The sequence below is a fragment of the Streptomyces coeruleorubidus genome (assembly GCF_028885415.1).
Classification (GTDB): Bacteria; Actinomycetota; Actinomycetes; order Streptomycetales; family Streptomycetaceae; genus Streptomyces; species Streptomyces coeruleorubidus_A.
Window position 1 is genome coordinate 4,571,265 of the sequence record NZ_CP118527.1, and the last position, 23,102, is coordinate 4,594,366.

A 23,102-nucleotide genomic window follows, 5' to 3' on the forward strand; every position below is an offset into this window, starting at 1 on the left:
TGGTACAGCTTCTTCACGGTCAGTCCGGCGAAGGCGAGAACGCCGACGGCGACCAGGACCAACAGGATTTCGAAGAAAAGCTCCACGGGGTGCTCCTTGAGCGGGGTGCGAATGGGTGCACAGGGCCGGGCCCCAGCTTACGCGGCCGGGGCCCGGGCCTCGTTGTGAGGTAGACCCGGGCGGGAGTCAGCCGAGCAGCTGGCCCTGCAGGGTCACCGTCTGCTGGAAGGGCACGGCCCGCGCACCGCCCTTCCGGGACTGCACGACCAGCGCGAGGGTGTCACCGGCGGCGAAGTAGGCGTGGCGGACCTGTTCGCCGCCGTACGGCCTGGCCTCGTCGTAGACCACGCACTCGACGTCGTCCACCACGGCGTCGTCGGGGAACGTCTTGTCGTTCGCGGACGTCCCGGCGCCGCGCAGGGGGAACTTCGGCGCACTGTAGGGGGCGAGGTAGGGCGCGAGCAGTCCGTCGACGACGGCCGCGGTGTCGAACCGGAGCAGGTAGATCCGCGTGCGGGTGCCGTCCGGCATGGTCCAGCCGCGGGCGGCGATGTGCCGCAGACCGTGGTCGGTGAGGTGCTGCCCGAGTTCCTCGCGGTCGTCCTTCGCGGCGTACTCCGCCAGGAGGTCCTTCTTCGCCGGCCAGCCGTCCGAGCCCCGTAGCGCCTTGTCCTCCCTGGCGCCCTCCGGAGCGGGCAGGAGGAGGGCACGCGGGTCGGCGTGGTGCGTGCCGGCCGTGTTCGCCTCGGCGAAGGGACCCGGACTGCCGGAGGGCAGCGGCGGGCGGGCGAGCACCGGGTACTCCCAGCGCCCGTCCGGCTCCGTCGCGAGCCCGGGTACGTCGGTCCGCTCCATTCGCGTGATGCCGAACGCCGTGGCCGCGCCTACCGCCGCGCAGACGGCCACGGCGGCGGTCCAGCGCAGGACGGCCCGCAGGACCCGGCGGTCCTTGCGCACCGGGCCCGATGGCACGTCCGGCCGCACCTCGGGCAGGGCCGGAACGGCGGTCTGCTGCTGCTCGGTCATACCGCCTCCCCCGGCTCGGCTATACGGTCGAGCTGCTCGCGCAGCAGCATCGCGACCCCCTTGGTGTCGAGTGGCTCCGCGCCGTCCGCGACGGCGGTGACCAGGACGTTCCCGACGTGGGCCGAGCAGTACATCGACTCCAGGTCCCCGTCGGCGTCCTTCGGCGGCAGGAAGCAGTGGGCATTCTTGTGGCCCTTGATCTCCGGGCCCTTGCGGAAGGCGCCCAGGGCGTCGACGACCGCGCTCCGGAAACGTGAGGCGTCCCGGACTGCGGCCCTGTTGTCCATCTGGGAGAGCTCGACGCGCACCGTGTAGGCGTCGTCGGTGTAGGCGTCGGAGAGCTTGGTGGTGCTGAGGTAGCTGCGCATGGCGATGCCGGTGATGCGCAACCGGTCGACCGCCTTCTCCAACCGCTTGCGCTGGGTGCGCGGCAGGCCGCTCAGGGACTCCTTGCGCAGGGCCGTGGCCTGCTCCCCGCTCAGCACGGCGTCCGAGCCGTACTCACCGAGGTCCGGGCCGCGCCCCCACCCGTTGGTCCCGGGGGCCCCGTACGGCACGAGCATGCCGGCGAGCCCGGAGGGGGCGGCCTGCTTGTCCGCCTCGGCCTTGGTCTTGTTCCGGGGAAACGTCCAGACGGGGGCGCCCGCGTCCCGGTCGGCGCCGTTCACGGCCACGACGGTGTAGCCCGCGCCGCCGGCGACGGCGACCGCCAGCAGCACGGACGCGGTGACGGCGGCGACACGACCCCGGCGTACGGGCTTCTTCTGCGGCTCGGGGACGGGCTCGGACACGGCCCTCGACTCCACCGGCTCCAAGTGGTTGTCGCTCACAGCCGCTCCATCTGCCGCTCGGCCAGGCCCATGATCTTCGCCTTGGGAATCGGCTTGGTGTCCGTCACCCAGATCTCCACGGCGATGTCGCCACGCCAGGCGTGTGCCTCGGCGTTGTACACCGGCACGTAGCCGGGCTCGGTCTCGGGCCGGTTGTGGACGTAGGCCCGGCCCTCCCCGGTGCCGGGCACGGCCCAGCTGTCGGTGCCGCCCTCGGCCTCGGCCCAGTACTGGCTGTTGCCGGCCCTGTCGGCGGCTGCGAGCACCTCTTCCTGCCGGAACTGCAGCAGGCGGATCTCCACCTGGTACGTGCCGTCGACCCGCCAGCCGGTGACGGCCGCGCGCCGGAACTCGTCGCTGACGAGCTTGCCGAACATCTCGCCCGGCTTCTTGTAGTACTCCGCGTAGCCCGCGAGGTCCAGCCAGCCTTCGTCGCCCATCAGGTACTCGGCGTCCCGCGCCCCGCGCGGTTTCCTCAGCAGCAGCTTCCGCAGGTCACCGTCGGTCTTCACGCGCCTGTCCCGCGCGGCCGACAGCGGCTCGGGACCGTCGCCCGTGGCCTGCGCGAGCGACGGTTGCGAGAGCGAGGGCAGCTCGGTGGGCGCGCGGTCCACCTGTACGAGGTAACCGGCGCAGGTGCCGGCGACCAGTCCGAGCACGGCGGCGGCACCGATCAGCGCGACCGTACGCCCCCGCCGACGGCGACGCGGCCCGGACTCGGCCACGGACTCGCCGGCCACTTCTTCGGGTACTTCCAAGACGTCCCCCACAGAACGTGAAGCGCGCATTCCGTATGCGCGCGCACAGGAGACCTTCAGGCAGTGCCCGGAGTTGTAGGGGCGTTGATTACGATTCGGCCATGGCGAAAAAGCTCGTGATCAAGGTGACAGCGGGGGCCGACGCCCCCGAGCGGTGCTCGCAGGCGTTCACGGTGGCGGCGGTGGCCGTGGCCAGCGGCGTCGACGTCTCCCTGTGGCTGACCGGCGAGTCCGCCTGGTACGCCCTCCCCGGCCGGGCCGCCGATTTCGAGCTGCCGCACGCGGCCCCGCTCCCCGACCTGCTCGACTCGATCCTGGCAGCCGGCCGCGTCACCCTGTGCACGCAGTGCGCGGCCCGCCGCGAGATCACGGAGCAGGACGTCATCAAGGGCGTCCGGATCGCCGGCGCCCAGGTCTTCGTCCAGGAGGCCATGGCGGAGGACACCCAGGCGCTCGTCTACTGAGACGTCTCCCCAGCCTCCGTGTGGAGGCAGAAGGGGTGGCCCACCGGGTCCAGGAGCACCCGGACACCGTCCTGCGGCTGGTGCTCGGCGAGCCGCGCGCCCTCGGCCAGGGCCCGTGCGGTCTCGCGTTCCAGGTCCTCGACCTCGATGTCGAGGTGGATCATCATCTGCTGCCGGTCCGGCGTGCTCGGCCAGACGGGCGGCCGGTAGGCGGGCTCGGTCTGGAAGGACAGTCCGGTACCACCGTCCGGCGGCCGGATGTGCACCCAGTCCTGCCAGTCCTCCCCGCGCCACACCCGCCACCCGGGCAGCAGCCGCAGGTAGAAGGCGGCCAGCTCGCGGGCGTTCGGGGCGTCCAGGGTCGCCGCCGTCAGACGCACGCTTCCTCCCCCTCGTCGGTTCACTACCGGCGCTTCTTGCCGTCCAGTTCGTCCCACCACTCGTCGGACTTGGGGTCGCCGGAGGGGTCGTCCCACCAGCGGTCGTCCGGGCCCCGGCGGTTGGCGACCATCGCCGCGACGGGCGGGATGACCATGGCGACGAGGCACATCCCGACGGCGACGGGGACGGACCACAGGCGTACGACACCCCAGGCCAGGACGAACAGGGCGATGCAGCCGCCCATCATCGCGAAGTACGTGCGCCGCCGTCGTGCGTACATACCTCCAGCGTAGGTCCGGGCATGCCGAAGGGCCGCACCCCAGGCGTCCAACCCGTGGGATGCGGCCCCTCCTGGCACTGCCGCCCTCAGACGGCGATCGCGACCTCCGCCAGGCCGCCCTTCTGGGCGACGACCGTGCGGTCGGCGGTGGCGCCGGGCACGAGGGCACGGACGGTCCAGGTGCCCTCCGCCGCGTAGAAGCGGAACTGTCCGGTCGCCGAGGTCGGCACCTCGGCCGTGAACTCGCCGGTCGAGTCCAGCAGACGGACGTAGCCGGTCACCGGCTCGCCGTCCTTGGTCACCTGACCCTGAATCGTGGTCTCACCGGGCTTGATCGTCGAGGCGTCCGGGCCGCCGGCCTTCGCTCCACACATGTCGTACTCCTGAAGAGAGGTCAATAAGGTCGGTCGGTTTGCTTACTTGTTGGCGCCGAGCTCGATCGGCACACCGACGAGGGAGCCGTACTCGGTCCAGGAGCCGTCGTAGTTCTTGACGTTCTCCACGCCGAGCAGCTCGTGCAGCACGAACCAGGTCAGCGCGGAGCGCTCACCGATGCGGCAGTAGGCGATGGTGTCCTTGGCCAGGTCGACGCTCTCCGCGGCGTAGAGCTCCTTGAGCTCCTCGTCCGACTTGAAGGTGCCGTCGTCGTTGGCGTTCTTGGACCACGGGATGTTGCGGGCGCTCGGCACGTGGCCGGGGCGCTGGGACTGCTCCTGCGGCAGGTGGGCCGGGGCGAGCAGCTTGCCGGAGAACTCGTCGGGCGAGCGCACGTCGACGAGGTTCTGCGAGCCGATGGCCGCCACGACGTCGTCGCGGAACGCCCGGATGGACGTGTCCTGCGGCTTGGCCTTGTAGTCGGTCTTCGGGCGCTCCGGCACCTCGTCGCCGGCGACCAGCTCGCGGGCGTCGAGCTCCCACTTCTTGCGGCCGCCGTCGAGGAGCTTGACGTTGTCGTGGCCGTACAGCTTGAAGTACCAGTACGCGTAGGAGGCGAACCAGTTGTTGTTGCCGCCGTACAGGATCACCGTGTGGTCGTTGGCGATGCCCTTCTCCGACAGGAGCTTCTCGAAGCCCTCCTGGTCGACGAAGTCACGACGGACCGGGTCCTGGAGGTCCTGGGTCCAGTCGATGCGGATCGCGTTCCGGATGTGGTTCTTCTCGTAGGCGGACGTGTCCTCGTCCACCTCGACGATGGCGATGGTCGGGTCGTCCAGGTGCTCCTGGAGCCAGTCGGCGTCGACCAGGACGTCGCTGCGGCTCATGCTCTTTCTCCTCCGGGGCAGTTGCGGCGGGGCGTGCGAGATCTGCGGGGCGCGCGCCCATGACGAGGGCGGCGCACGGGTGCCCTTGGTGCAGGGCGGCGGGGATGCGCGCGCCGGCGCATGGGCCGACGCGGTCGCTCAGAAGGTGCGACAGAGCATGGCGGCGACGCGGCACAGGTCGACTGCCCGCCGCTTCGTGAGATCCGCCTGTCGCTTCATGCCGTCGATCGTAGGGACGGTCAGGCACGCGTGTCACCGGCGTGTCGCATACTGAGACGCGAAAATCCACGATGTGGGATCGAGAGGGTTCGCAGAGGCGCGGGACAAGGGTCGTGCCCGAATGTTTCCGCCGTCACCCCTGAGCTACGGACATCACTGTCTCGCCCACCGGACACTCCAGGTCCGGTCCACCCGACGCCTGTCCTACCCGGCCAGGCGGACGTTGGAACCCTTCACCGTGATCTCGACGCCGCCCGGCGCGGCCTGGACCTTGTCCAGCTGGATGCCGCCGGGCAGGCCGTCGATCTTCTGCTGGAAGTCGGTGATCGCCCGGACCCGGGACTCGGCGATCTCGACGCCGCCGAACTTGGGCAGGCCGTCGGCCTTCACCCGCACGGTGTCACCGTCGATCACCGTCACGGAGCTGAGCACGGAGACCGGTTCGGGCAGCTTGGTGCCGAGGACGGTGGCCTCGACGGTGACCTTGATCTTGCCGTTGCCGCCGTCGGAAAGGCCGACGATGTTGGCGGTGACGCCCGGGGCGACCTGGGTGGGCTCGGACTTCGCCGTCTTCAGCAGCTCGTCGTAGGCGATGGTCGCGGTGCCGGTGGCGCTGGTGGCGACGGCGGAGGTGTAGCCGCCGGAGAACTCGACGCCCCGCATGTCGGCCCGGAGGTCGTCGATACGGATCTTCTCGGCGCCGTTGCCCGCGGCGGCCTCGTAGTTCGTGATGCCGACCTCGATGTCGTCCAGGGAACCGCCGACGACCTGGGTGAGGAACGGGAAGCCCTTGATGGACACGTTCGGGGTGGCGGAGAGGTTCTCGGTGGTCTTCAGACGGTCGGCGGCCTCGCCCTCGGCGAAGTTCACGGCGACGCGGTCGGCGATCACGAAGAGCCCGCCGGAGATCACGACGACGATCAGCAGTATTCGCAGTGCGCGCATGCGGTGTTTCCCCCACCTAGACGGTCGGACGGCGGTCCGGTGTTCGACGACCGAGCGGCCGTCCTTGCGTGAGGGTAACTCCGTGGGTGGTTTGGTCCCCGGGTTTGTCGATCATCTGTGACAGGTCAGGCACCCGGCGCCGGTGCTGAGGCCGGGTGGGTCCGCAGCCCGGCGGAGCGGGGTGCCGCCTAGCGCTAGACCAGGGCCCGCCCGAGTACGTAGACCACCGGGGCCGCTGCCGAGAGGGGCAGGGACACTCCCGCCGTGAAGTGGACGAAGCGGGACGGGTAGTCGTAGGAGGCGACTCGGTGGCCGATCAGGGCGCAGGCTGCCGCGCCCAGGCCCAGGAGGGCGCCCGACGTGCCCATTCCCGTCATCGAGCCGGCCGCGACACCGCCGCCCGCTCCCGCGAGCAGTGCCACCACCACCGACGCCGGGGTCGGCAGCGGCAGGGCGCGGGCCAGGACCGCGACGGCCACCGCGATCGCGCCCACGGTCACCGCCTCCGCGTCGGCCGCGAGGTACCCGCCCGCCACGATCGCCAGGGCCGACGCCGCGACCGTCGCCATCAGGCCGTACATCCGCTCGTCCGGGTCGGCGTACGACCGCAGCTGGAGCACCAGCGCCAGAAGCACCCACACCCCGAGCGTGCCGAGGATCGCCGAGGGCGAGCGGCCCGAGGCCAGCAGCGCCGCGTCCGCGGCCAGCGCGCCCGCGAAGCCCAGCGCGATGCCCTGCCGCGCCGGCCACATCCCGTTCAGCCGGAACCAGCCCGCCGCGGTGACGGCCTGGAGGACGACGAGCGGCACCAGGAGCGCATACGTGCCGACCGCCGCCGCACCCGCCAGCAACAGCCCCAGCAGCACCGTCAGGGCGGCCGGCTGCATCCCGGGCTCGATGATCGGCGACCGCCCCTCCGCCCGCGCCCGCTGCGCGTCCGTGACCCGCGGGTTCCCGGCGACGGTGGCCGGGCCGTACCCGGCGGCGGAAGGAGGAGTGGGGGCAGAAGCAGGAGCCACGTACCCCTGCGGCGGCAGATACGCCGTCTCCTCCGCCGCCGTCACCTGCGCGGACACCGGCGGCTGCGACTGCGTCTGCGTCTCCCAGGTCTGACCCTGCCACTGCTGTGTGTACTGCTGGGCGGCGTACGGATCGTCGTACCCCTGATGCCCCTGCTGATAGCCCTGACCAGGCCACCCCTGCGGCGTCTGCGGCTGCTGCGGCTGCTGCCCGTAGGGGTCATAGCCGTCGTACGGCTGGTTGGTCATCGCTCACCCTCCTGCGAACGGCGGGAGCACCTCGACCGTGCCGCCGTCGGCCAGCCGTACCGTCTCATGTCCGCGGGTGCCCACGGGGTCACCGTCCACGAGGAACGAGCATCGCCGCAGCACGCGCTCGAGTTCGCCGGGGTGTCGCTCACGCACTCCGTCGAGCGCCTCGGCGAGCGTGGCCGCCTCGTACGGCTCCTCGGCCACCCCGGCGGCGGCCTTGGCGGCGGCCCAGTAGCGCACCGTGACCTTTGGCATCTGCTTCCTCGATTGCTTGTCGGTGAACCCCGTCAGGCTAGCCCGCCCGGCCCACGACCCACTCCCCGATCCGCCCCAGCAGTTCGTCGCTCGCCGCATGCTCGGCATGCCCCATGCCCGGCTCCAGCCACAGTTCGCCCTGGTCGGCGGCGGCCGCGGCCAGCATGCGGGGATGGTCGACGGGGAAGTAGCCGTCGGCGTCGCCGTGCACGATCAGCAGGGGCGTGGGTGCGATCCTCGGCACCGCCTCCACCGGAGAGAGCGGGACCGGGTCCCAGTCCCGGTGGTGGATGCGGGTACGGAAGCCGTACCTGCTCACCACCCGGCCCTCCGGCCGCGTCACCAGCCAGTGCAGCCGGCGCATGGGCGCCGTCCCCCGGTAGTACCAGCGTGCGGGGGCGCTGACGGACACCACCGCGTCCGTGCCCTCCTCGACCAGCGCCGCATGGCGCAGCACCACCGAGCCCCCCATCGAGAACCCCACCGTGCCCACGCGCGCGTGCCCGAGCTCCCGGGCCCACCGCACCGCCGCCGCCAGGTCGAGCACCTCCCGGTCCCCGACCGTCGACCGCCCGCCGGACGCCCCGTGGCCCCGGAAGGAGAACGTGACGACGGCCCCGTACCGGGTGAAGGCCTGAGCCACCCGCCGCACGTGCGGCCGGTCCACGGCACCGGTGAAGCCGTGGGCGACGACGAACACGGGGTGATCGGCAGGCGTCCGGGAGATGTCGTATACGACGTCATCCCGGTCGTATACGACGGCACCCGGGTCGTATACGGCGTCGATCGTCACACCGTCGGACGTGCGCAGAAACCTCCGCAATTGGGATCGCACAGACGTTCCTCGAGTCGTCTCGGAGTGCGGACGATCGGTGGAACGCGCCACATGACCTGCCGGACCAGTGCTCATGTGGGCTATTCTGCTGGGCAGAGGACTCGGGCAGCGTAGCCCCCGGGTCCTTTTGTGCTTTCGGAAGCGTTGTATACGACGCGGGAAACCGCAGGTGTACGGGGCCTTCGGGATCGCAGAGCTGTGCTGTGCCAACAAACGTCCTCGCAGGGACCGAGGAGGAACCAGACGTATGAGTTCTCTGCTGCTCCTGACCAACGCCCTCCAGCCGTCGACGGAGGTGCTCCCCGCCCTCGGCCTGCTCCTGCACAACGTGCGGGTGGCCCCCGCGGAGGGCCCCGCCCTCGTCGACACCCCCGGCGCCGACGTCATCCTCGTCGACGGCCGCCGCGATCTGCCGCAGGTCCGCAGCCTGTGTCAGCTGCTCCGTTCGACCGGACCCGGCTGCCCGCTCGTCCTCATCGTCACGGAGGGCGGTCTCGCCGCCGTCACCGCCGACTGGGGCATCGACGACGTCCTGCTCGACACCGCCGGCCCGGCGGAGGTCGAGGCGCGGCTGCGGCTGGCCATGGGACGCCAGCAGATCGTCAGCGACGACTCCCCGATGGAGATCCGCAACGGCGACCTGTCGGTCGACGAGGCGACGTACTCCGCCAAGCTCAAGGGTCGGGTCCTCGACCTCACCTTCAAGGAGTTCGAGCTCCTGAAGTACCTCGCGCAGCACCCCGGCCGCGTCTTCACGCGCGCCCAGCTGCTCCAGGAGGTCTGGGGCTACGACTACTTCGGCGGTACGCGCACGGTCGACGTGCACGTACGGCGGCTGCGCGCCAAGCTCGGCCCCGAGCACGAGTCGCTGATCGGCACCGTCCGGAACGTCGGTTATCGATTCGTTACGCCGGAGAAGGTGGAGCGCGCCGCCGAGGAGGCGAAGGCCAAGGCGGCCACGGAAAAGCCGGACAACGAGGACGAGTCGGTCGCTTTGGACGCCACCGAGGCGCGTACCAAGGCGTAAAGAGGCGTATCGCGGTGCCCATCCGGGCATCGCTATCCGCACGGAGTGCGCGGGCGGCCGCCGGACGGCGGTCGGGATGTCGTACGTAAGTACGGAAGCTCCCTTACGCCCTGCCCAGAGCGGGTATATCCGCGTAGACTCCGCGCGTGGCCAAGGTGACTCGGGATGATGTGGCGCGGCTGGCAGGGACTTCCACTGCCGTGGTCAGTTATGTCATCAACAACGGACCCCGGCCGGTCGCCCCGGCCACGCGCGAGCGTGTCCTCGCCGCGATCAAGGAGCTGGGGTACCGGCCCGACCGGGTCGCGCAAGCGATGGCGTCCCGGCGTACGGATCTCATAGGCCTGATCGTGCCGGACGCGCGCCAGCCCTTCTTCGGGGAGATGGCGCACGCGGTCGAACAGGCCGCGTCCGAGCGCGGAAAGATGGTGCTCGTCGGGAACTCCGACTACGTCGGCGAGCGTGAGGTCCACTACCTGCGGGCCTTCCTGGGCATGCGCGTCTCCGGGCTCATCCTGGTCAGCCACGCGCTCAACGACCTGGCCGCCGCCGAGATCGACGCCTGGGACGCCCGGGTCGTGCTGCTGCACGAGCGGCCCGAGGCCATCGACGACGTCGCCGTCGTCACGGACGACCTGGGCGGCGCCCAGCTCGCCGTACGGCACCTGCTGGAGCACGGCTACGAGTACGTCGCCTGTATGGGCGGCATAGCCGAGACCCCGGCCGTCGGCGACCCGGTCTCCGACCACGTCGAGGGCTGGCGGCGCGCGATGGACGAGGCGGGCATCTCCACGGAGGGCCGCCTCTTCGAGGCCCTCTACAACCGCTACGACGCCTACCAGGCCGCCCTGAAGATCCTCTCCGGTCCCGAGCGCCCGCCCGCGATCTTCTGCTCCACCGACGACCAGGCGATCGGCCTGCTGCGGGCCGCGCGCGAACTGCGGATCGACGTGCCCGGCGAGCTTGCGGTGGCCGGCTTCGACGACATCAAGGAAGCGGCGCTGACCGACCCGCCCCTGACGACGATCGCCTCGGACCGTTCGGCGATGGCCCGCGCGGCGGTGGACCTCGTCCTCGACGACGGACTGCGCGTGGCGGGGGCCCGCCGGGAGCGGCTGAAGGTGTTCCCCTCGCGGCTGGTCGTACGGCACTCCTGCGGCTGCGCGTAGCCCCTTCGGGGCGCCTTGATGCGCCCCCCGAGGTGCCTTTATATCGGGCATACGAGGTTCTGTCGGGCTTCTCAGGATGGACTCAGGAAGCTCTCATGGTCGGGCTCCAAGCTCTGAGACATGACCGAGAGCTTCCACCGCAGTGGCGAGTACGAGAACCCTTACGAGGGTCAGCAGCAGGCCCCGGTGAACCCCGAGTGGCCGCCTCCGCCGGCGTACACCCCGGCACCCGCTCCGAAGAAGCGCAACCGTGGCACCGTCGCCCTGCTCGCCGCCGTGGCGATCGTCGCCGCGGCGATCGGCGGCGGCACCGCCTACGGCATACAGGAGCTGACGGGCAGCGACACCGTCGCCTCCAGCTCCACCAGCACCAACGTGGTGCCGTCCAGCCAGAAGGGCACGGTCGCCGGCGTCGCCAAGGCGGTCAGCCCCAGCATCGTCGAGATCAGCGCCGACTCCAACGCCGGTTCCTCCACCGGCTCGGGCGTGATCATCACGAGCGACGGCGAGATCATCACCAACAACCACGTCGTCACCGGCGCCTCGCAGATCAAGGTGGCGACCAGCGACGGCGAGTCGTACTCCGCGAAGGTCGTCGGCACCGACAGCAAGAAGGACCTCGCGCTGATCAAGCTGGAGAACGCCTCCGGCCTGAAGGCGGCGACGCTCGGCGACTCCTCCGGGGTGCAGGTCGGCGACCAGGTCGTGGCGATCGGCTCCCCCGAGGGCCTGTCCGGCACCGTCACCAGCGGCATCATCTCGGCCCTCGACCGTGACGTCACGGTCCCGACGGACCAGGACCAGGGACAGCAGCAGTCTCAGCAGGGCGACGGGTGGCCGTTCGAGTTCGGCGGGCGGCAGTTCAACGGCGACACCGGCTCGGACACCACGACGTACAAGGCGCTCCAGACCGACGCGTCCCTCAACCCGGGCAACTCCGGCGGCGCGCTGATCGACATGAACGGCAACATCATCGGGATCAACTCCGCGATGTACTCGCCGGCGGGCGCCGCCTCCTCGTCCTCCGACGCGGGCAGCGTGGGCCTGGGCTTCGCGATCCCGATCAACACCGTCAAGGCCGACCTCGCCAAGCTGCGGGCCGGCGCCACCGGCTGAGTCCCACCGACCGAGTTCCCGGACTGAGGAGTACGGCGATGATCCAGCAGGTTCCGCACACGGTGCCGGGGGCCGACCCGGCGGGGTTCGCACTGGCGCTGGCGGTGGCGTACGAACTGCACGCACCGGCATCGGCATCGACGACGCGAGCGCCCGAGGTGGCGACGGCCAAGGCCCGGCCCGCGCGCCGGGCCGCCGCCCGCCGGGCCGCCGCCGCCCGGCGCCGCGAGGTGCGGGGCTGATCCGGGGGTGATCCTTCTCCCGGCCCGCACCGCCGACATGCGAGGCTGAGAGCGTCAGCGACACCCCGCCCCGCCACACCACACCCGAGGACCCCGACCCATGAGCCCCGCAGACGGCGACCGTGACTCCCAGCGCATCCTGATCGTCGACGACGAGCCGGCGGTACGCGAAGCACTCCAGCGCAGCCTCGCCTTCGAGGGGTACGAGACCGAGGTCGCCGTGGACGGCGCGGACGCCCTGGAGAAGGCCGCAGCGTACCGCCCCGACCTGGTCGTCCTGGACATCCAGATGCCCCGCATGGACGGCCTGACGGCAGCGCGCCGCATCCGCGGCACCGGCGACACGACCCCGATCCTCATGCTCACGGCCCGCGACACGGTCGGGGACCGGGTGACGGGCCTCGACGCGGGCGCCGACGACTACCTGGTCAAACCCTTCGAACTGGACGAACTCTTCGCCCGCATCCGGGCCCTGCTCCGCCGCAGCTCCTACGCGGCGGCCGTCGGCGCGGGGAACCCGGCCGACGAGGACGCCCTCACCTTCGCCGACCTGCGCATGGACCTCGCGACGCGCGAGGTCACCCGGGGCGGCCGGCGAGTGGAGCTGACCCGCACGGAGTTCACGCTGCTGGAGATGTTCATGGCACACCCACGCCAGGTCCTCACCCGGGAGCAGATCCTGAAGGCGGTCTGGGGCTTCGACTTCGAGCCGTCGTCGAACTCCCTCGACGTCTACGTCATGTACCTGCGCCGCAAGACCGAGGCCGGTGGCGAGCCGCGCCTCGTGCACACGGTTCGGGGTGTGGGCTACGTGTTGCGGCAGGGCGGCGCGGAGTGAACAAGGTCGTACGCCGGTTCCGCTCCCTGCCGATCCGGTCCCGGCTGGCGCTGCTGGTGGCGGCAGCGGTGGCGTTCGCGGTGGCGGCGGTTTCGGTGACGTGCTGGTTCATCGTGCAGGGGAAGTTGTACGACCAGGTGGACGGCGATCTGAAGTCGTCGTTCCGGACCCTTCAGGCGGACGATTTCGACGCGCTGACGAAGACGTGTCCCCAGACGCCCTCGAACACGCTCGGCGGGGCCCCGCGCCCGCAGACCTACGCGCAGGTCGTCAGGGCCGACGGCAGGGTCTGCCTGTTCAGCAACCTCATGCCCCAGGTGAAGGTCACGAGTGGCGACAAGGCCGTGGCCAAGGACCCCGACCCCACGACGGCCAGGCTGCGCAACGGCACCGACAGCGACGGCAACTCCGTGCGGGTGCTGACCACGGCGGTCGTCGTGAAGGACGGCCCGTTCCAGCAGGGCGTGGCCGCCGACTACGCGCTGGTCATCGCGGTCCCTCTCAAGGGCACGGAGTCCACGCTCAACGAACTGGCGCTGATCCTGCTGCTGGTCTCCGGCGTAGGGGTGCTGGGCGCCGGTGCGGCCGGCCTCGCGGTGGCCCGGGCGGGCCTGCGCCCGGTCGACAAACTCACGGAAGCCGTCGAGCACGTGGCCCGCACGGAGGATCTGGACATCCGCATCCCCGTGGACGACGCCGACGAGGACGAGGTGGCCCGCCTCTCCCGTTCCTTCAACTCCATGACCTCGGCCCTGGCCAGCTCCCGGGAGCTCCAGCAACAGCTCATCGCGGACGCCGGCCACGAACTCCGCACGCCGCTCACCTCGCTGCGCACCAACATCGAACTCCTCACCCGCAGCGAGGAGACGGGCCGCCCCATCCCCGAGGCCGACCGCAAGGCGCTCCTCGCGTCGGTGAAGGCACAGATGACGGAGCTGGCCGCGCTCATCGGCGACCTGCAGGAACTGTCCCGCCCGGACACCGGCCAGCACTCCGGCCGGACGCAGATCGTCTCCTGGCAGGACATCGTCGACTCGGCCCTGCGGCGGGCGCGGTTGCGCGGCCCGGAGCTGACGATCACGGCGGACGTCCAGCCGTGGTTCGTGCGCGCGGAACCCTCCGCCCTGGAACGGGCGGTGGTCAACATCCTCGACAACGCGGTGAAGTTCAGCCCGGAGGGCGGCAGGATCGAGGTGCGCCTGTCCGAGGGTGTCCTGACGGTCCGCGACCACGGCCCGGGCATCCCCGCCGACGAACTCCCCCACGTCTTCGACCGCTTCTGGCGTTCGCCGAGTGCGCGCGCCCTGCCTGGCTCGGGACTGGGCCTGTCGATCGTGGCACGGACCGTGCAGCAGGCGGGCGGCGAGGTGTCGCTGTCCCACGCCGAGGGGGGGCACGGTGGCGACGGTACGGCTGCCGGGGGCGGCGGTGCCTCCGCCGGACAGCCTCACCCTCGCCGACGAATAGCCCGGATCCGATATCGATATATCGTGGTGTGTCGCACTGACGGGCGAGGAGGGTGACGCATGGCCGCGACGGCGGAACTGGATTCGGGCGATCTGATCGAGGTGTTCAAGGCCCTCGGCAACCCTGCCCGGCTACAGATCATGCAGTGGCTGAAGGATCCCGACGCGCACTTCGGTGAGTACGAGCCGATCGCGGACCGTCAGGCGGTCGGCGTGTGCGTCACGCACATCCAGGCGAAGGCGGGACTCGCGCAGTCGACGGTCTCCAGCTACATGAGCACGCTCGAACGGGCGGGACTCGTGCGTCCCACCCGGGTGGGCAAGTGGACCCACTACCGGCGCGACGAGGAGCGACTGGGCCAGTTGGCGCGGGCGATCGGCACGAGCCTCTAATTGACGAATCGCGATACGTCGATATGATCTGCCCATGTCGACCTTCGCTGCTGCGCCCACAGCCCTGATCGTTCACGCCCACCCCGAGCCTCACTCGTTCAGCACCGCCCAGATGGCGGCTGCGGCCCAGTCCCTGGGCGAGGCCGGGTACCGGGTCGACGTACTGGACCTCTACGCCGACGGCTGGGCCCCGGTCCTCGCCCGCGAGGAGTTCGCTCCGGTGGACGGCCCGTTCAAGCCGCAGGCCGAGCAGATGCGCGCCGTCGAGGAGGGGACGCTGGACGCGGCCGTCAAAGCCCATCTGGACCGGCTGCTCGCCGCTGATCTGCTCGTATTGTCGTTCCCGATGTGGTGGTTCTCGCTGCCGGCCGTCCTCAAGGGATGGGTGGACCGGGTCTTCGTGATGGGCGGGGTCTTCGGCGGCGACCACGGGCTCTTCGGCGACGCGGCGCTCGCCGGGAAGCGCGCGATGCTGCTGTTCACGACGGGCGGGCCCAGCGAGTCGTTCCGACCCGGTGGAGCCTTCGGTCCGATGGACGACTTCCTGTTCCACATCCACCGGGGAATGCTGGAGTTCGTCGGCTTCCAGGTCCTCGACCCCGTGATCACCTACGGCCCGGCCCGCATGACCGACCAGGAACGAACAGCGGCGCTGGACGCGGTCAGGGAGTCCGTCGCGCGCATCGCGGCCGATGCCGGAACCACCGTGGGCTGACGCCGACGCCGGCTGGAACCAGCACCGTCACGTCTCCGTCCGGTACATCAGATCCACCTCGTGCGTGACGAACCCCAGCCGCTCGTACACCGACACCGCCGCCTTGTTGTCCGCGTCGACGTACAGCATCGCGGTCGGCACGCCCTGGTCCGCCAGGTGCCGCAGGCCGATCGTCGTGAGGGACTTGCCGAGGCCGCCGCCCTGGGCGCCGGGGGCGACGCCGAGGACGTACACCTCGCCCAGGCCCTCCTCGGCGTGGACCTTGGTCCAGTGGAAGCCGATGAGTTCGTCGCCGCGGAAGGCGAGGAAGAACCCCGCGGGATCGAACCACGACTCGGCCTTGCGGTCGTCGAGGTCCCGCTGGGTGAGCGAGCCCTGCTCGGGGTGGTGGGCGAAGGCGGCGGCGTTGACGGCGAGCCAGGCCGCGTCGTCCCGGCCGGGGACGAAGGTGCGGACGGTGACGCCCTCGGGGAGGACCGGCTCGGGCGCGTCGAAGTCGGTCAAGGGGCGGCGCATCTGGCGCAGTTCGCGGAACAGGGTCAGGCCGAGGACCTGCGCGAGGTGCCGGGCGGCGGAGTGGCCGCCGTGCGCCCACACCCGCAGCCGCTTGCCGGACGCGGCCAGCAGCGCGGAGCCCAGTGCCCGCCCGTGGCCCTGGCCCCGGTGCCCGGGGTGCACGACGAGTTCGGCGGCCGGCGGCTCCACCGGGTCGGTGTCCTCCAGTTGGGCGTACCCGACGAGTTCGCCGTCGACGCTGAGCAGCAGATGGGCGACGCCCGCGCGTTCGCCCCCGCGCAACTGCAACCGGCCCTGTTCGGAGACCGCCTGCTGCCCGTCGGTGCGGGCGGCCTCGGCGAGCAGTTCGAGGACGGCCTCGGTCTGTTCCGGGGGAAGCGCGGCATATGTGTCGATCGAGCGGGGGCGGCCGGGCCGTGCGGTGTCGTCGCTGGTCATGCGTACGAGGGTACGGGGGACTGCCGGTGAATCGGCGGCAAGAAGCAACCAGGATGTGACCCGAAAGCTCTGTCGCGCTACGCGCGTTGACTCTAGGCTGCGCCGGACGACATCACTGTCCCAGCAGAACCACAGGGGGGCGTATGCCAGCCACTTCACCGGCACCGGCGCACCAGGAGCGCCGCAGACGTCGCACGAACCGTCTCGTCGCTCTCGCCGCCGGTGTCGCCACCGTCGGCGCGCTGGCCGCGGCGACGGTGCCCGGGTCGGCGTCGGCCGGCGAGAACCGTAGCGGGGGCGGCCACTGGCCCGGCCGCTACCAGGACGTCCAGCTGCTGTCCTTCAACGACCTGCACGGCAACCTGGAGCCGCCCACCGGCTCCTCCGGCCGGGTCACCGAACACCAGCACGACGGCACGACGAAGCCCATCGACGCGGGCGGTGTCGAGTACCTCGCCACCCATCTGCGTCAGGCCCGCGAGGGCGAGAAGTACTCCATCACCGCGGCCGGCGGCGACATGGTCGGCGCCTCCCCGCTGATCTCCGGCCTCTTCCACGACGAGCCGACCATCGAGGCGCTGAACAAGCTCGACCTCGACGTCACCTCCGTCGGCAACCACGAGTTCGACGAGGGCGCCGAGGAGCTGGCCCGCCTCCAGAACGGCGGCTGCCACCCCAAGGACGGCTGCTACACGGACCAGAAGTTCCAGGGCGCCGACTTCCCCTACCTGGCCGCCAACGTCCTCGACGAGAAGACGAAGGAGCCGATCCTCAAGCCCTACTGGGTGTGGAAGAAGAAGGACGTCAAGGTCGGCTTCATCGGCGTGACCCTGGAGGACACCCCGGGCGTCGTCTCCGCCGAGGGCGTCAAGGGCCTCTCCTTCAAGGACGAGGTCGAGACCATCAACAAGTACGCCAAGGTGCTCCAGCGGCAGGGCGTGAAGTCGATCGTCGCGCTCATCCACGAGGGCGGCTTCCCGGCGTCGACGTCGTACAACTACGACTGTGACGCCCCGGGCGCCGGCGACGGCATCTCCGGCCCGATCGTCGACATCGCCAAGAACATCACCCCGCAGGTGGACGCGCTGGTCACCGGCCACACCCACGCCGCGTACGCGTGCACCATCAACGACCCGGCGGGCAACCCGCGTACGGTCACCTCGGCCGCGTCCTTCGGCCGGCTGTACACGGACACCACGCTGACGTACGACCGTTGGACGGGTGACATCGCCCGTACGGCCGTGGCGTCCGCGAACCACGTGGTCACCCGGACCGTCCGCCCGGCGAGGGACATGACCGACCTGATCGACAAGTGGAACGCCCTCGCGGCGCCCATCGGCAACCGCCCGATCGGATACATCTCCGCCGACATATCCAGCACCGGCACCGAGTCCCCGATGGGCGACCTCATCGCCGACGCGCAACTCGCGTACGGCAAGGGGCTCGACCCGGAGACGGACCTCGCGCTGATGAACCCGGGCGGAATCCGGGGCCCGGGCCTCACCTACGCGGCCAAGGGGACCGAGGGCGACGGCGTGGTGACGTACGCCGAGGGCTTCACGGTGCAGCCGTTCTCCAACACCGTGAACCTCCAGGACTTCACGGGCGCCCAGCTGATCCAGGTGCTCAAGGAGCAGGTGACCGGCGCGAACGCGGCGGCGCCCAAGGTCCTCCAGGTGTCGTCCGGCCTCACCTACACGCTGGACCTCACCAAGTCCGGCGCCGACCGCGTGGTCACGGACTCGGTCAAGCTGAACGGCGCGGCCATCGACCCGGCGGCCACCTACCGCGTCGCGACGAACAGCTTCCTCGCGGGCGGCGGCGACGGCTTCCCCACGCTCGGCCAGGGCACGAACGACGTCGTCGGCGCCGACGACCTGACCGCGCTGGAGCAGTACCTGACGGCCAACTCGTCGGCCACGAACCCGCTTTCCCCGCCGAAGGCGGACCGCATCGCGATCGTGAAGTAAATCGCATACAGGGGATTCAAGTTGCGGGTAGGGGCGGTGCGCATGGTCGGATGAGACGATGCGCACCCCCCACCGCGTAGACACGCAACACCTTCCCCAGGACCGCTCCGAGCAGCACCACGACCGCTCCGAGCAGCCCCGCAACCCCTACGACGAACTCGGCGCACTCGACGACGGACCGCTGGAGGAGACCCCTCTGGAGGACTTCCTCGGCGAGGACGCCGAGCGGCGGGACGAGCAGGAACCTCAGTGGTCGCCGCCCGACCACCGCCGTGGCGGCCGGCGTCGGCGGAATCGTTTCGCCGGGCTGCCGCTCGCGGTGAAGGCGATGGTCGGGCTGGTCGTGCTCGCCGCCTTCGTCGCCCTCGCCGACCGCTGGGCCCTGCTGTACGCCGAGCACCGGGCCGCCGACACGCTCAAGGACCGGCTGGACCTCGCGGCGGCGCCCGAGGTGGAGATCGGCGGGTTCCCCTTCCTCACCCAACTCGCCGACAAGCGGCTGGAGTCGGTGAAGGTGACCGTCCCGGACGTCGCCGCCGACCGGGTCTCGCTGGCGAGGGTGTCGGCCACGGCGCACGACATCCGGCTGGACGCCGACGGCCTCACGTCCGTGCGCGGCGCCCACGTCCCCCGGTTCGACGGGGACGTCCTGCTCTCCTTCGAGGATCTCAACCGCGAACTGGGCGCCTCCCAGGTGACGTTCACCGGCGAGGGCCGCGACCGTGTCCGGGCCCGTGGCACCCTGCCCGTCGCCGGGCACGACCTGCGGCTGCGCGCCGAGGCCCGGATCCAGCGGCAGGGCGAGCGGGGCATCGCCACGGAGATCGGCGGGATGCGGCTCGACATCGGGGACCTGGCCACCTACCGCCCCGGCACCCGCGCCTCGGAGGGCCTGCACCTGACGCCCAAGGGAACCGCCGACCTCTCCCGGGAGACCCGCAAGGCCAAGGCGCTGCTCTCGGTCCCGGCCATCGTGCAGCGGATGGGCGTGCCCGAGGCGACCGTGCGCGAGGCCCTGGCCGACGACGGCAAGCTCGCCGAGCTGACCGGCTCCCCGAAGTTCGCCCGCCAGGCCGAACGCCTCAACCTCATCGACCTGGCCCTGGACAACCCCGACGTGCTGCGCCGCCTCGGCCTCGACCCCAACCTCCTCGACGAGCTGTCCGGCCTGACCCGCCCGGTCCTGGCCGACCGGCTGGCGCTGGCGTTCGAACTGCCGAAGCCGGAGCAGGGGGACGTACGGCTGGACGACGTGCGGGTGGAGGAGGACGGCATCCGGGTGCGGGTGTCGGGTTCGGGGCTGACCGTGGGCTCGTAGCCCCGCGAGTCAGCAACCTGCGTTCCTGATGAGATTTGGTGTGCAGATGTGTTGACCTCTGTTCGAGTCCTCTTCTAGTTTGCGGGAGCCAACGAGCCGCCGCTCGGTACGCGAGTTCTCGCGAACGCAACTGCTCAGAAGGGGACGTCGTGTCACGAAAGACTCATCGGGGGACAGCCGGTCTGGGGGCGCTGCTCGCCTGCGCCACGGCATTCGGCGGGGCCCTCGCCTCCCCCGCAGCCGCCTCCCCCGCCGCCCCACCGCCCGTCAGCGACTTCAAGGGCGTCAACTGGGCCGACCCGCGCGACAACTACGCCGACGACGCGGTCGTGCCCTCGGGCCTGTCCACCTCCGACAGCTACGCCACCACCTACGCCAAGTCCGGGGCGATCATCGGCGGGTTCTCGAAGCTGGGCGCCAACACCGTCCGCCTCCCGGTCAACCCGACCTCCGTGAACGGCCCGTTCTGGAAGTCGTACCGGGGCGCGATCGACGCCGCCACCGCCAAGGGCTTCAAGGTCATCCTGGGTTACTGGGAGGCCGACAACGCCAAGGACGGCAAGATCGACAACCAGGCCTCCTGGGACCAGATGTGGGCGCGGATCACCTCCGCCTACGCCCGCAACTCCAAGGTGTACTTCGAGCCGATGAACGAGCCGTTCGGCTACACCGCCCAGGAGTGGACCGACATAGCCGCGAAGTGGGTGACCACCCACGGCAACGTGCCCCGCGACCGGATGCTGATCGGCGGGTACAAGTACAGCGAGGACGTCAAGCCGGTGTGCGCCGACCCGCGCCTCAAGGGCACCCGGATCGCCCTGCACAACTACGGCTTCTGGCACACCGACTGGACCAGCGTCGACCAGTGGAAGCAGGACTTCAAGGCGCGCATCGGCGACTGCGCCTCGCGCACGATCCTCGACGAGTTCGGCGCCTCGATGACGACCGGCCTGGACTACAACGGCCCGGTCAACGGCTCCAACGAGGTCGCCTACATCCAGGCCGCGACCGACATCATCCGGGAGATGGGCCTGGGCTCGGTCTACTGGCCCGGCCTGCGCAACGGTGACACCTACTCCCTCACCACGCTCCAGGGCACGGGCACGGACCTCAGCCTGAAGGTGAACAACCAGAGTGGCCTGGACCGGCTGCACTGGGCCTGGAAGCAGTAGAAGTCCCTACGGGGAACACCATGGTGGCCCTTCCGGGTCCGGCGCCGCTCGTCAGCCGGACCCGGAAGGGAGCCGTCAGGACGCCGAAGGCGTCCAGCCCGCGAGCCAGTCCGCGACCTCCTGGTTCGCGGCCTGCGCGTCACTCAGGTGCGGCCGGTTGGTGCTCGCCGGACCCGCACCCGCGCCGTAGTTGCCGTACTCGGCGAACCGGTCGTCCTTCCACGAGAACCCGCTCATGTCGGTCCACGGCGTGGACTTGATCGCGGCGCTCAGGTTGGTGTTGCGGACCGTGGTCTGCGGGTCGAGCGAGGCGTCACCGCCCGCGTGCCAGGGCCGCCCGAGGTAGAAGCTGCCGCCCGACACATCGCCGTTCACCGTGGAGTTGGCGATCAGGATGCCCTTGCGGTTCGCGGCGGTGCTCGGCGCGGTGATGTACCCGGCCGAGGTGCCGTTCCAGCGCTTCTTCAGCGTGATGACGGACTTGTCGACGACGGCCGTGGCCCGCCCGAAGATGAAGTCGACGTTGCCGATGACGTAGGAGTTGCTGACGTAGACCCGGCCCAGCCGGTCCTTCGACGCGGTGTCGAGCAGCAGTGTGTCCTGGTCCCCGCTGACGATGATCCCGTCCAGGAACACCTTGTCGGCGGCGGTCCGCAGGGCGACGGCCTGGTGGCCGTTCAGACTCTGGTTCTTCGCCTCGTCGAAGTCGTTGGAGATGGTCAGGTTGCGCGCCTGGAAGTCGTCGGCCTCGACGGCGACGGTGGCGCTGCCGCCCGTGCCGTACGTACCGCCACCCGGCTTCGGCGTGCCGGCCGCGTTGTTGTAGACGATCGTCGTGTCCTTGCGGCTGCTGCCGGTACCCCGGATGGTGACGTGCGGCTTGTTGGACGGCACCTTGACCGTCTCGCGGTACGTCCCCGGCTTCACGGCGATGACGACGCGGCTGGGGTTGTTGGCCGGTACGGCGTTCACGGCGGCCTGCACGGTCCGGTACTGGCCGCTGCCGTCGGCGGCGACGGTGAGGGTCGTCGCGGCGGCGGCCTTGGTGGAGGCGGCGGCCTTGCCGATGGAAGCGCGGGGCCCGGCACCGGACTTGAGGATCGACGGAAGGTCGGCGGCCTTGTCGAGGGTGTACTTGTAGTAGGCCTTCGGATCGAAGGCGGTTCCGCCGTTCTCGTTGCGCCCGCTGGTGCCGGAGAAGGAGTTCCCGCGCTGGACGATGGCGGCGCCGCTGTCCTTGATGACGGGATTCTTCACGCCCTGGAAGAAGGAGTTCTCCAGGACCATCTTGGTCGCGCCGCGCGCGTAGTTGCCGTAGGACGACTTGATGGCCGTGCCCGGGGCGTCCTCCAGGAAGTTGTTGTAGAGGTGGGCGTGGGCGGCGTTGTCGGTGGACGGGTTGCGCTGCTCGGTCTCGCGGATCCAGTTGTGGTGGATCGTGATGTCCGACTTGACGTTCTCGGTCCAGCCGATGCCGAAGGTCTTGTTGTTGTCGCTCAGCTTGTTCCAGGAGACGGTGACGTTCGTGCTGTCCTTGCGGACGTCGATGAGCCCGTCGGCCATGTGCCGCAGATCGTTGTGATCGATCCACACGTGATGGGCGCCGTCCATCTGAATGGCGTCGAAGTCGTGGTCCTTGTCGTTCCAGACGCCCTGGTACGAGTCCCGGACGGTCAGGTTCCGGATGATCACGTTGTGCACGCCCTGGCCGAGGAAGAACCCACCGCCGACGATCTGCCCGGAGGTCCCGGACCCGACGATGGTCTTGTCGGACTGCACCTTGATCTCTTTGCCGACCGGGTTCATGTTGATCGTGCCGGCGACGACGATGACGTACGGCTCCGTGGCCGTGGCGTACTTCTCCAGCTCGGCCTGCGTCTTCACGGTGACGGTCTTGCCGTCCCGGCCGCCGTACGTCCCGTTCTGCCCGAGGGAGTTGACGGAGGCGAACCCGTCGGCGGTGTCGGCGGCCCAGGCCGGGGCGGCGGCGGAGGCCTGCTGGGCGGTGGAGCCGAGGACACCGAGGTCGGTGCCGTAGGCGAGGGTGCCGGCGGCGGTCAGGGCCAGCGGGACACCGACCGCCAGGGCCGTGCGGCTTCTGCGGTGCCGGGGCTTGCTGTGCGGCTCACTCATGCGGCGAATCCGTTCCGTGCGGGGGGGATGGTCCGGGGGTGGGTCGCCGCCCCGCACGGAAAG

Annotated in this window: 26 protein-coding genes; 12 read left to right on the forward strand and 14 right to left on the reverse strand. The window is 70.5% G+C overall.

Features of this window, described 5'->3' with window-relative positions; all coding sequences use genetic code 11:
- Positions 1–186: 186 nt before the first annotated feature.
- Genes PV963_RS21245 through PV963_RS21255 form a run of 3 tightly spaced genes read right to left on the reverse strand, consistent with a single transcriptional unit; the run spans position 187 to position 2,614 of the window.
- On the reverse strand, positions 187–1,026 hold the full coding sequence (locus PV963_RS21245; protein WP_274817342.1) for a hypothetical protein: 840 nt from the start codon (positions 1,024–1,026) through the stop codon (positions 187–189).
- Entirely contained in the window at positions 1,023–1,856 is an 834-nt protein-coding gene (locus tag PV963_RS21250) for a hypothetical protein (protein ID WP_274817343.1), read from the reverse strand. The genes PV963_RS21245 and PV963_RS21250 overlap by 4 nt, the downstream gene beginning before the upstream one ends.
- Positions 1,853–2,614: a hypothetical protein gene (locus PV963_RS21255; protein WP_274817344.1), complete on the reverse strand. Its 762-nt coding sequence runs from the start codon at positions 2,612–2,614 to the stop codon at positions 1,853–1,855. The genes PV963_RS21250 and PV963_RS21255 overlap by 4 nt, the downstream gene beginning before the upstream one ends.
- 101 nt (positions 2,615–2,715) lie before the next feature.
- Between PV963_RS21255 and PV963_RS21260 the strand changes: the two genes are divergently transcribed.
- Entirely contained in the window at positions 2,716–3,078 is a 363-nt protein-coding gene (locus PV963_RS21260) for a DsrE family protein (RefSeq protein ID WP_274817345.1), read from the forward strand.
- Here PV963_RS21260 and PV963_RS21265 read toward each other — a convergent pair.
- The 9 genes from PV963_RS21265 to PV963_RS21300 form a co-directional block, all read right to left on the reverse strand.
- Entirely contained in the window at positions 3,072–3,458 is a 387-nt protein-coding gene (locus PV963_RS21265) for a VOC family protein (RefSeq protein ID WP_274817346.1), read from the reverse strand. The genes PV963_RS21260 and PV963_RS21265 overlap by 7 nt on opposite strands.
- Before the next feature lie 23 nt (positions 3,459–3,481).
- Positions 3,482–3,739: a DUF3099 domain-containing protein gene (locus tag PV963_RS21270; protein ID WP_274817347.1), complete on the reverse strand. Its 258-nt coding sequence runs from the start codon at positions 3,737–3,739 to the stop codon at positions 3,482–3,484.
- Positions 3,740–3,825: 86 nt separating this feature from the next.
- The gene (locus PV963_RS21275) at positions 3,826–4,113 is read right to left on the reverse strand and encodes a DUF1416 domain-containing protein (RefSeq protein ID WP_010036201.1); all 288 of its coding nucleotides are present in this window, start codon (positions 4,111–4,113) and stop codon (positions 3,826–3,828) included.
- 42 nt (positions 4,114–4,155) lie between these two features.
- A complete protein-coding gene (locus PV963_RS21280; protein ID WP_274817348.1) occupies positions 4,156–5,001 on the reverse strand; it encodes a sulfurtransferase in 846 nt (281 codons plus the stop codon).
- A 138-nt stretch (positions 5,002–5,139) separates the two neighbouring features.
- Positions 5,140–5,220, reverse strand: coding sequence for a putative leader peptide (locus PV963_RS44015; RefSeq protein WP_350310325.1), 81 nt, complete (start codon positions 5,218–5,220; stop codon positions 5,140–5,142).
- Between the two features lie 204 nt (positions 5,221–5,424).
- Entirely contained in the window at positions 5,425–6,165 is a 741-nt protein-coding gene (locus PV963_RS21285) for an LmeA family phospholipid-binding protein (protein ID WP_274817349.1), read from the reverse strand.
- 194 nt (positions 6,166–6,359) lie between these two features.
- The gene (locus PV963_RS21290; protein ID WP_274817350.1) at positions 6,360–7,433 is read right to left on the reverse strand and encodes a hypothetical protein; all 1,074 of its coding nucleotides are present in this window, start codon (positions 7,431–7,433) and stop codon (positions 6,360–6,362) included.
- A gap of 3 nt (positions 7,434–7,436) precedes the next feature.
- Positions 7,437–7,691 (reverse strand): MoaD/ThiS family protein, encoded by a 255-nt coding sequence (locus PV963_RS21295; protein WP_010036212.1) that lies wholly within the window; start codon positions 7,689–7,691, stop codon positions 7,437–7,439.
- Between the two features lie 37 nt (positions 7,692–7,728).
- Positions 7,729–8,601 (reverse strand): alpha/beta hydrolase, encoded by an 873-nt coding sequence (locus PV963_RS21300; RefSeq protein ID WP_274817352.1) that lies wholly within the window; start codon positions 8,599–8,601, stop codon positions 7,729–7,731.
- Positions 8,602–8,773: 172 nt separating this feature from the next.
- Between PV963_RS21300 and PV963_RS21305 the strand changes: the two genes are divergently transcribed.
- From PV963_RS21305 to PV963_RS21340, 8 genes are all read left to right on the forward strand, one after another.
- On the forward strand, positions 8,774–9,553 hold the full coding sequence (locus tag PV963_RS21305) for a response regulator transcription factor (protein ID WP_274817354.1): 780 nt from the start codon (positions 8,774–8,776) through the stop codon (positions 9,551–9,553).
- Between the two features lie 146 nt (positions 9,554–9,699).
- The gene (locus tag PV963_RS21310; protein ID WP_274817355.1) at positions 9,700–10,722 is read left to right on the forward strand and encodes a LacI family DNA-binding transcriptional regulator; all 1,023 of its coding nucleotides are present in this window, start codon (positions 9,700–9,702) and stop codon (positions 10,720–10,722) included.
- A 120-nt stretch (positions 10,723–10,842) separates the two neighbouring features.
- Positions 10,843–11,838: a S1C family serine protease gene (locus PV963_RS21315; protein WP_274817356.1), complete on the forward strand. Its 996-nt coding sequence runs from the start codon at positions 10,843–10,845 to the stop codon at positions 11,836–11,838.
- Positions 11,839–11,876: 38 nt separating this feature from the next.
- The gene (locus tag PV963_RS21320) at positions 11,877–12,080 is read left to right on the forward strand and encodes a hypothetical protein (RefSeq protein WP_274817357.1); all 204 of its coding nucleotides are present in this window, start codon (positions 11,877–11,879) and stop codon (positions 12,078–12,080) included.
- A 100-nt stretch (positions 12,081–12,180) separates the two neighbouring features.
- Positions 12,181–12,918 (forward strand): response regulator transcription factor, encoded by a 738-nt coding sequence (locus PV963_RS21325; protein ID WP_274817358.1) that lies wholly within the window; start codon positions 12,181–12,183, stop codon positions 12,916–12,918.
- Positions 12,915–14,441 carry a sensor histidine kinase gene (locus PV963_RS21330; RefSeq protein WP_425540928.1) on the forward strand — a complete coding sequence of 509 codons (1,527 nt, stop codon included), beginning with the start codon at positions 12,915–12,917 and terminating at the stop codon, positions 14,439–14,441. Before PV963_RS21325 ends, PV963_RS21330 begins: the two co-directional genes overlap by 4 nt.
- Positions 14,442–14,444: 3 nt before the next feature.
- On the forward strand, positions 14,445–14,777 hold the full coding sequence (locus tag PV963_RS21335; protein WP_274817359.1) for an ArsR/SmtB family transcription factor: 333 nt from the start codon (positions 14,445–14,447) through the stop codon (positions 14,775–14,777).
- Between the two features lie 34 nt (positions 14,778–14,811).
- Positions 14,812–15,492 carry an NAD(P)H-dependent oxidoreductase gene (locus tag PV963_RS21340; protein WP_274817360.1) on the forward strand — a complete coding sequence of 227 codons (681 nt, stop codon included), beginning with the start codon at positions 14,812–14,814 and terminating at the stop codon, positions 15,490–15,492.
- A gap of 27 nt (positions 15,493–15,519) precedes the next feature.
- Here PV963_RS21340 and mshD read toward each other — a convergent pair whose 3' ends face one another.
- Positions 15,520–16,446 (reverse strand): mycothiol synthase, encoded by a 927-nt coding sequence (gene mshD / locus PV963_RS21345; RefSeq protein ID WP_274817362.1) that lies wholly within the window; start codon positions 16,444–16,446, stop codon positions 15,520–15,522.
- 143 nt (positions 16,447–16,589) lie between these two features.
- On the opposite strand from mshD, the gene PV963_RS21350 reads away from it, so the two are divergent.
- From PV963_RS21350 to PV963_RS21360, 3 genes are all read left to right on the forward strand, one after another.
- Positions 16,590–18,416, forward strand: coding sequence for a bifunctional metallophosphatase/5'-nucleotidase (locus tag PV963_RS21350; RefSeq protein WP_274817363.1), 1,827 nt, complete (start codon positions 16,590–16,592; stop codon positions 18,414–18,416).
- 58 nt (positions 18,417–18,474) lie between these two features.
- Positions 18,475–19,734 carry an LmeA family phospholipid-binding protein gene (locus PV963_RS21355; protein ID WP_274817365.1) on the forward strand — a complete coding sequence of 420 codons (1,260 nt, stop codon included), beginning with the start codon at positions 18,475–18,477 and terminating at the stop codon, positions 19,732–19,734.
- Positions 19,735–19,883: 149 nt separating this feature from the next.
- Complete coding sequence (locus PV963_RS21360) at positions 19,884–20,906, forward strand: glycoside hydrolase family 5 protein (protein ID WP_274817366.1); 1,023 nt, start codon at positions 19,884–19,886, stop codon at positions 20,904–20,906.
- A 75-nt stretch (positions 20,907–20,981) separates the two neighbouring features.
- Here PV963_RS21360 and PV963_RS21365 read toward each other — a convergent pair whose 3' ends face one another.
- A complete protein-coding gene (locus tag PV963_RS21365; protein WP_274817367.1) occupies positions 20,982–23,039 on the reverse strand; it encodes a pectinesterase family protein in 2,058 nt (685 codons plus the stop codon).
- Positions 23,040–23,102 lie beyond the last annotated feature (63 nt).

Excerpts from the sequence above, each read along its gene's own strand:
- PV963_RS21245 (WP_274817342.1), bottom strand. The coding sequence starts at position 1,026 with ATGACCGAGCAGCAGCAGACCGCCGTTCCGGCCCTGCCCGAGGTGCGG.
- PV963_RS21260 (WP_274817345.1), top strand. The coding sequence starts at position 2,716 with ATGGCGAAAAAGCTCGTGATCAAGGTGACAGCGGGGGCCGACGCCCCC.
- PV963_RS21270 (WP_274817347.1), bottom strand. The coding sequence starts at position 3,739 with ATGTACGCACGACGGCGGCGCACGTACTTCGCGATGATGGGCGGCTGC.
- PV963_RS21275 (WP_010036201.1), bottom strand. The coding sequence starts at position 4,113 with ATGTGTGGAGCGAAGGCCGGCGGCCCGGACGCCTCGACGATCAAGCCC.
- PV963_RS21280 (WP_274817348.1), bottom strand. The coding sequence starts at position 5,001 with ATGAGCCGCAGCGACGTCCTGGTCGACGCCGACTGGCTCCAGGAGCAC.
- PV963_RS44015 (WP_350310325.1), bottom strand. The coding sequence starts at position 5,220 with ATGAAGCGACAGGCGGATCTCACGAAGCGGCGGGCAGTCGACCTGTGC.
- PV963_RS21285 (WP_274817349.1), bottom strand. The coding sequence starts at position 6,165 with ATGCGCGCACTGCGAATACTGCTGATCGTCGTCGTGATCTCCGGCGGG.
- PV963_RS21290 (WP_274817350.1), bottom strand. The coding sequence starts at position 7,433 with ATGACCAACCAGCCGTACGACGGCTATGACCCCTACGGGCAGCAGCCG.
- PV963_RS21295 (WP_010036212.1), bottom strand. The coding sequence starts at position 7,691 with ATGCCAAAGGTCACGGTGCGCTACTGGGCCGCCGCCAAGGCCGCCGCC.
- PV963_RS21300 (WP_274817352.1), bottom strand. The coding sequence starts at position 8,601 with ATGAGCACTGGTCCGGCAGGTCATGTGGCGCGTTCCACCGATCGTCCG.
- PV963_RS21305 (WP_274817354.1), top strand. The coding sequence starts at position 8,774 with ATGAGTTCTCTGCTGCTCCTGACCAACGCCCTCCAGCCGTCGACGGAG.
- PV963_RS21315 (WP_274817356.1), top strand. The coding sequence starts at position 10,843 with ATGACCGAGAGCTTCCACCGCAGTGGCGAGTACGAGAACCCTTACGAG.
- PV963_RS21320 (WP_274817357.1), top strand. The coding sequence starts at position 11,877 with ATGATCCAGCAGGTTCCGCACACGGTGCCGGGGGCCGACCCGGCGGGG.
- PV963_RS21325 (WP_274817358.1), top strand. The coding sequence starts at position 12,181 with ATGAGCCCCGCAGACGGCGACCGTGACTCCCAGCGCATCCTGATCGTC.
- PV963_RS21335 (WP_274817359.1), top strand. The coding sequence starts at position 14,445 with ATGGCCGCGACGGCGGAACTGGATTCGGGCGATCTGATCGAGGTGTTC.
- PV963_RS21340 (WP_274817360.1), top strand. The coding sequence starts at position 14,812 with ATGTCGACCTTCGCTGCTGCGCCCACAGCCCTGATCGTTCACGCCCAC.
- mshD (WP_274817362.1), bottom strand. The coding sequence starts at position 16,446 with ATGACCAGCGACGACACCGCACGGCCCGGCCGCCCCCGCTCGATCGAC.
- PV963_RS21350 (WP_274817363.1), top strand. The coding sequence starts at position 16,590 with ATGCCAGCCACTTCACCGGCACCGGCGCACCAGGAGCGCCGCAGACGT.
- PV963_RS21355 (WP_274817365.1), top strand. The coding sequence starts at position 18,475 with ATGCGCACCCCCCACCGCGTAGACACGCAACACCTTCCCCAGGACCGC.
- PV963_RS21365 (WP_274817367.1), bottom strand. The coding sequence starts at position 23,039 with ATGAGTGAGCCGCACAGCAAGCCCCGGCACCGCAGAAGCCGCACGGCC.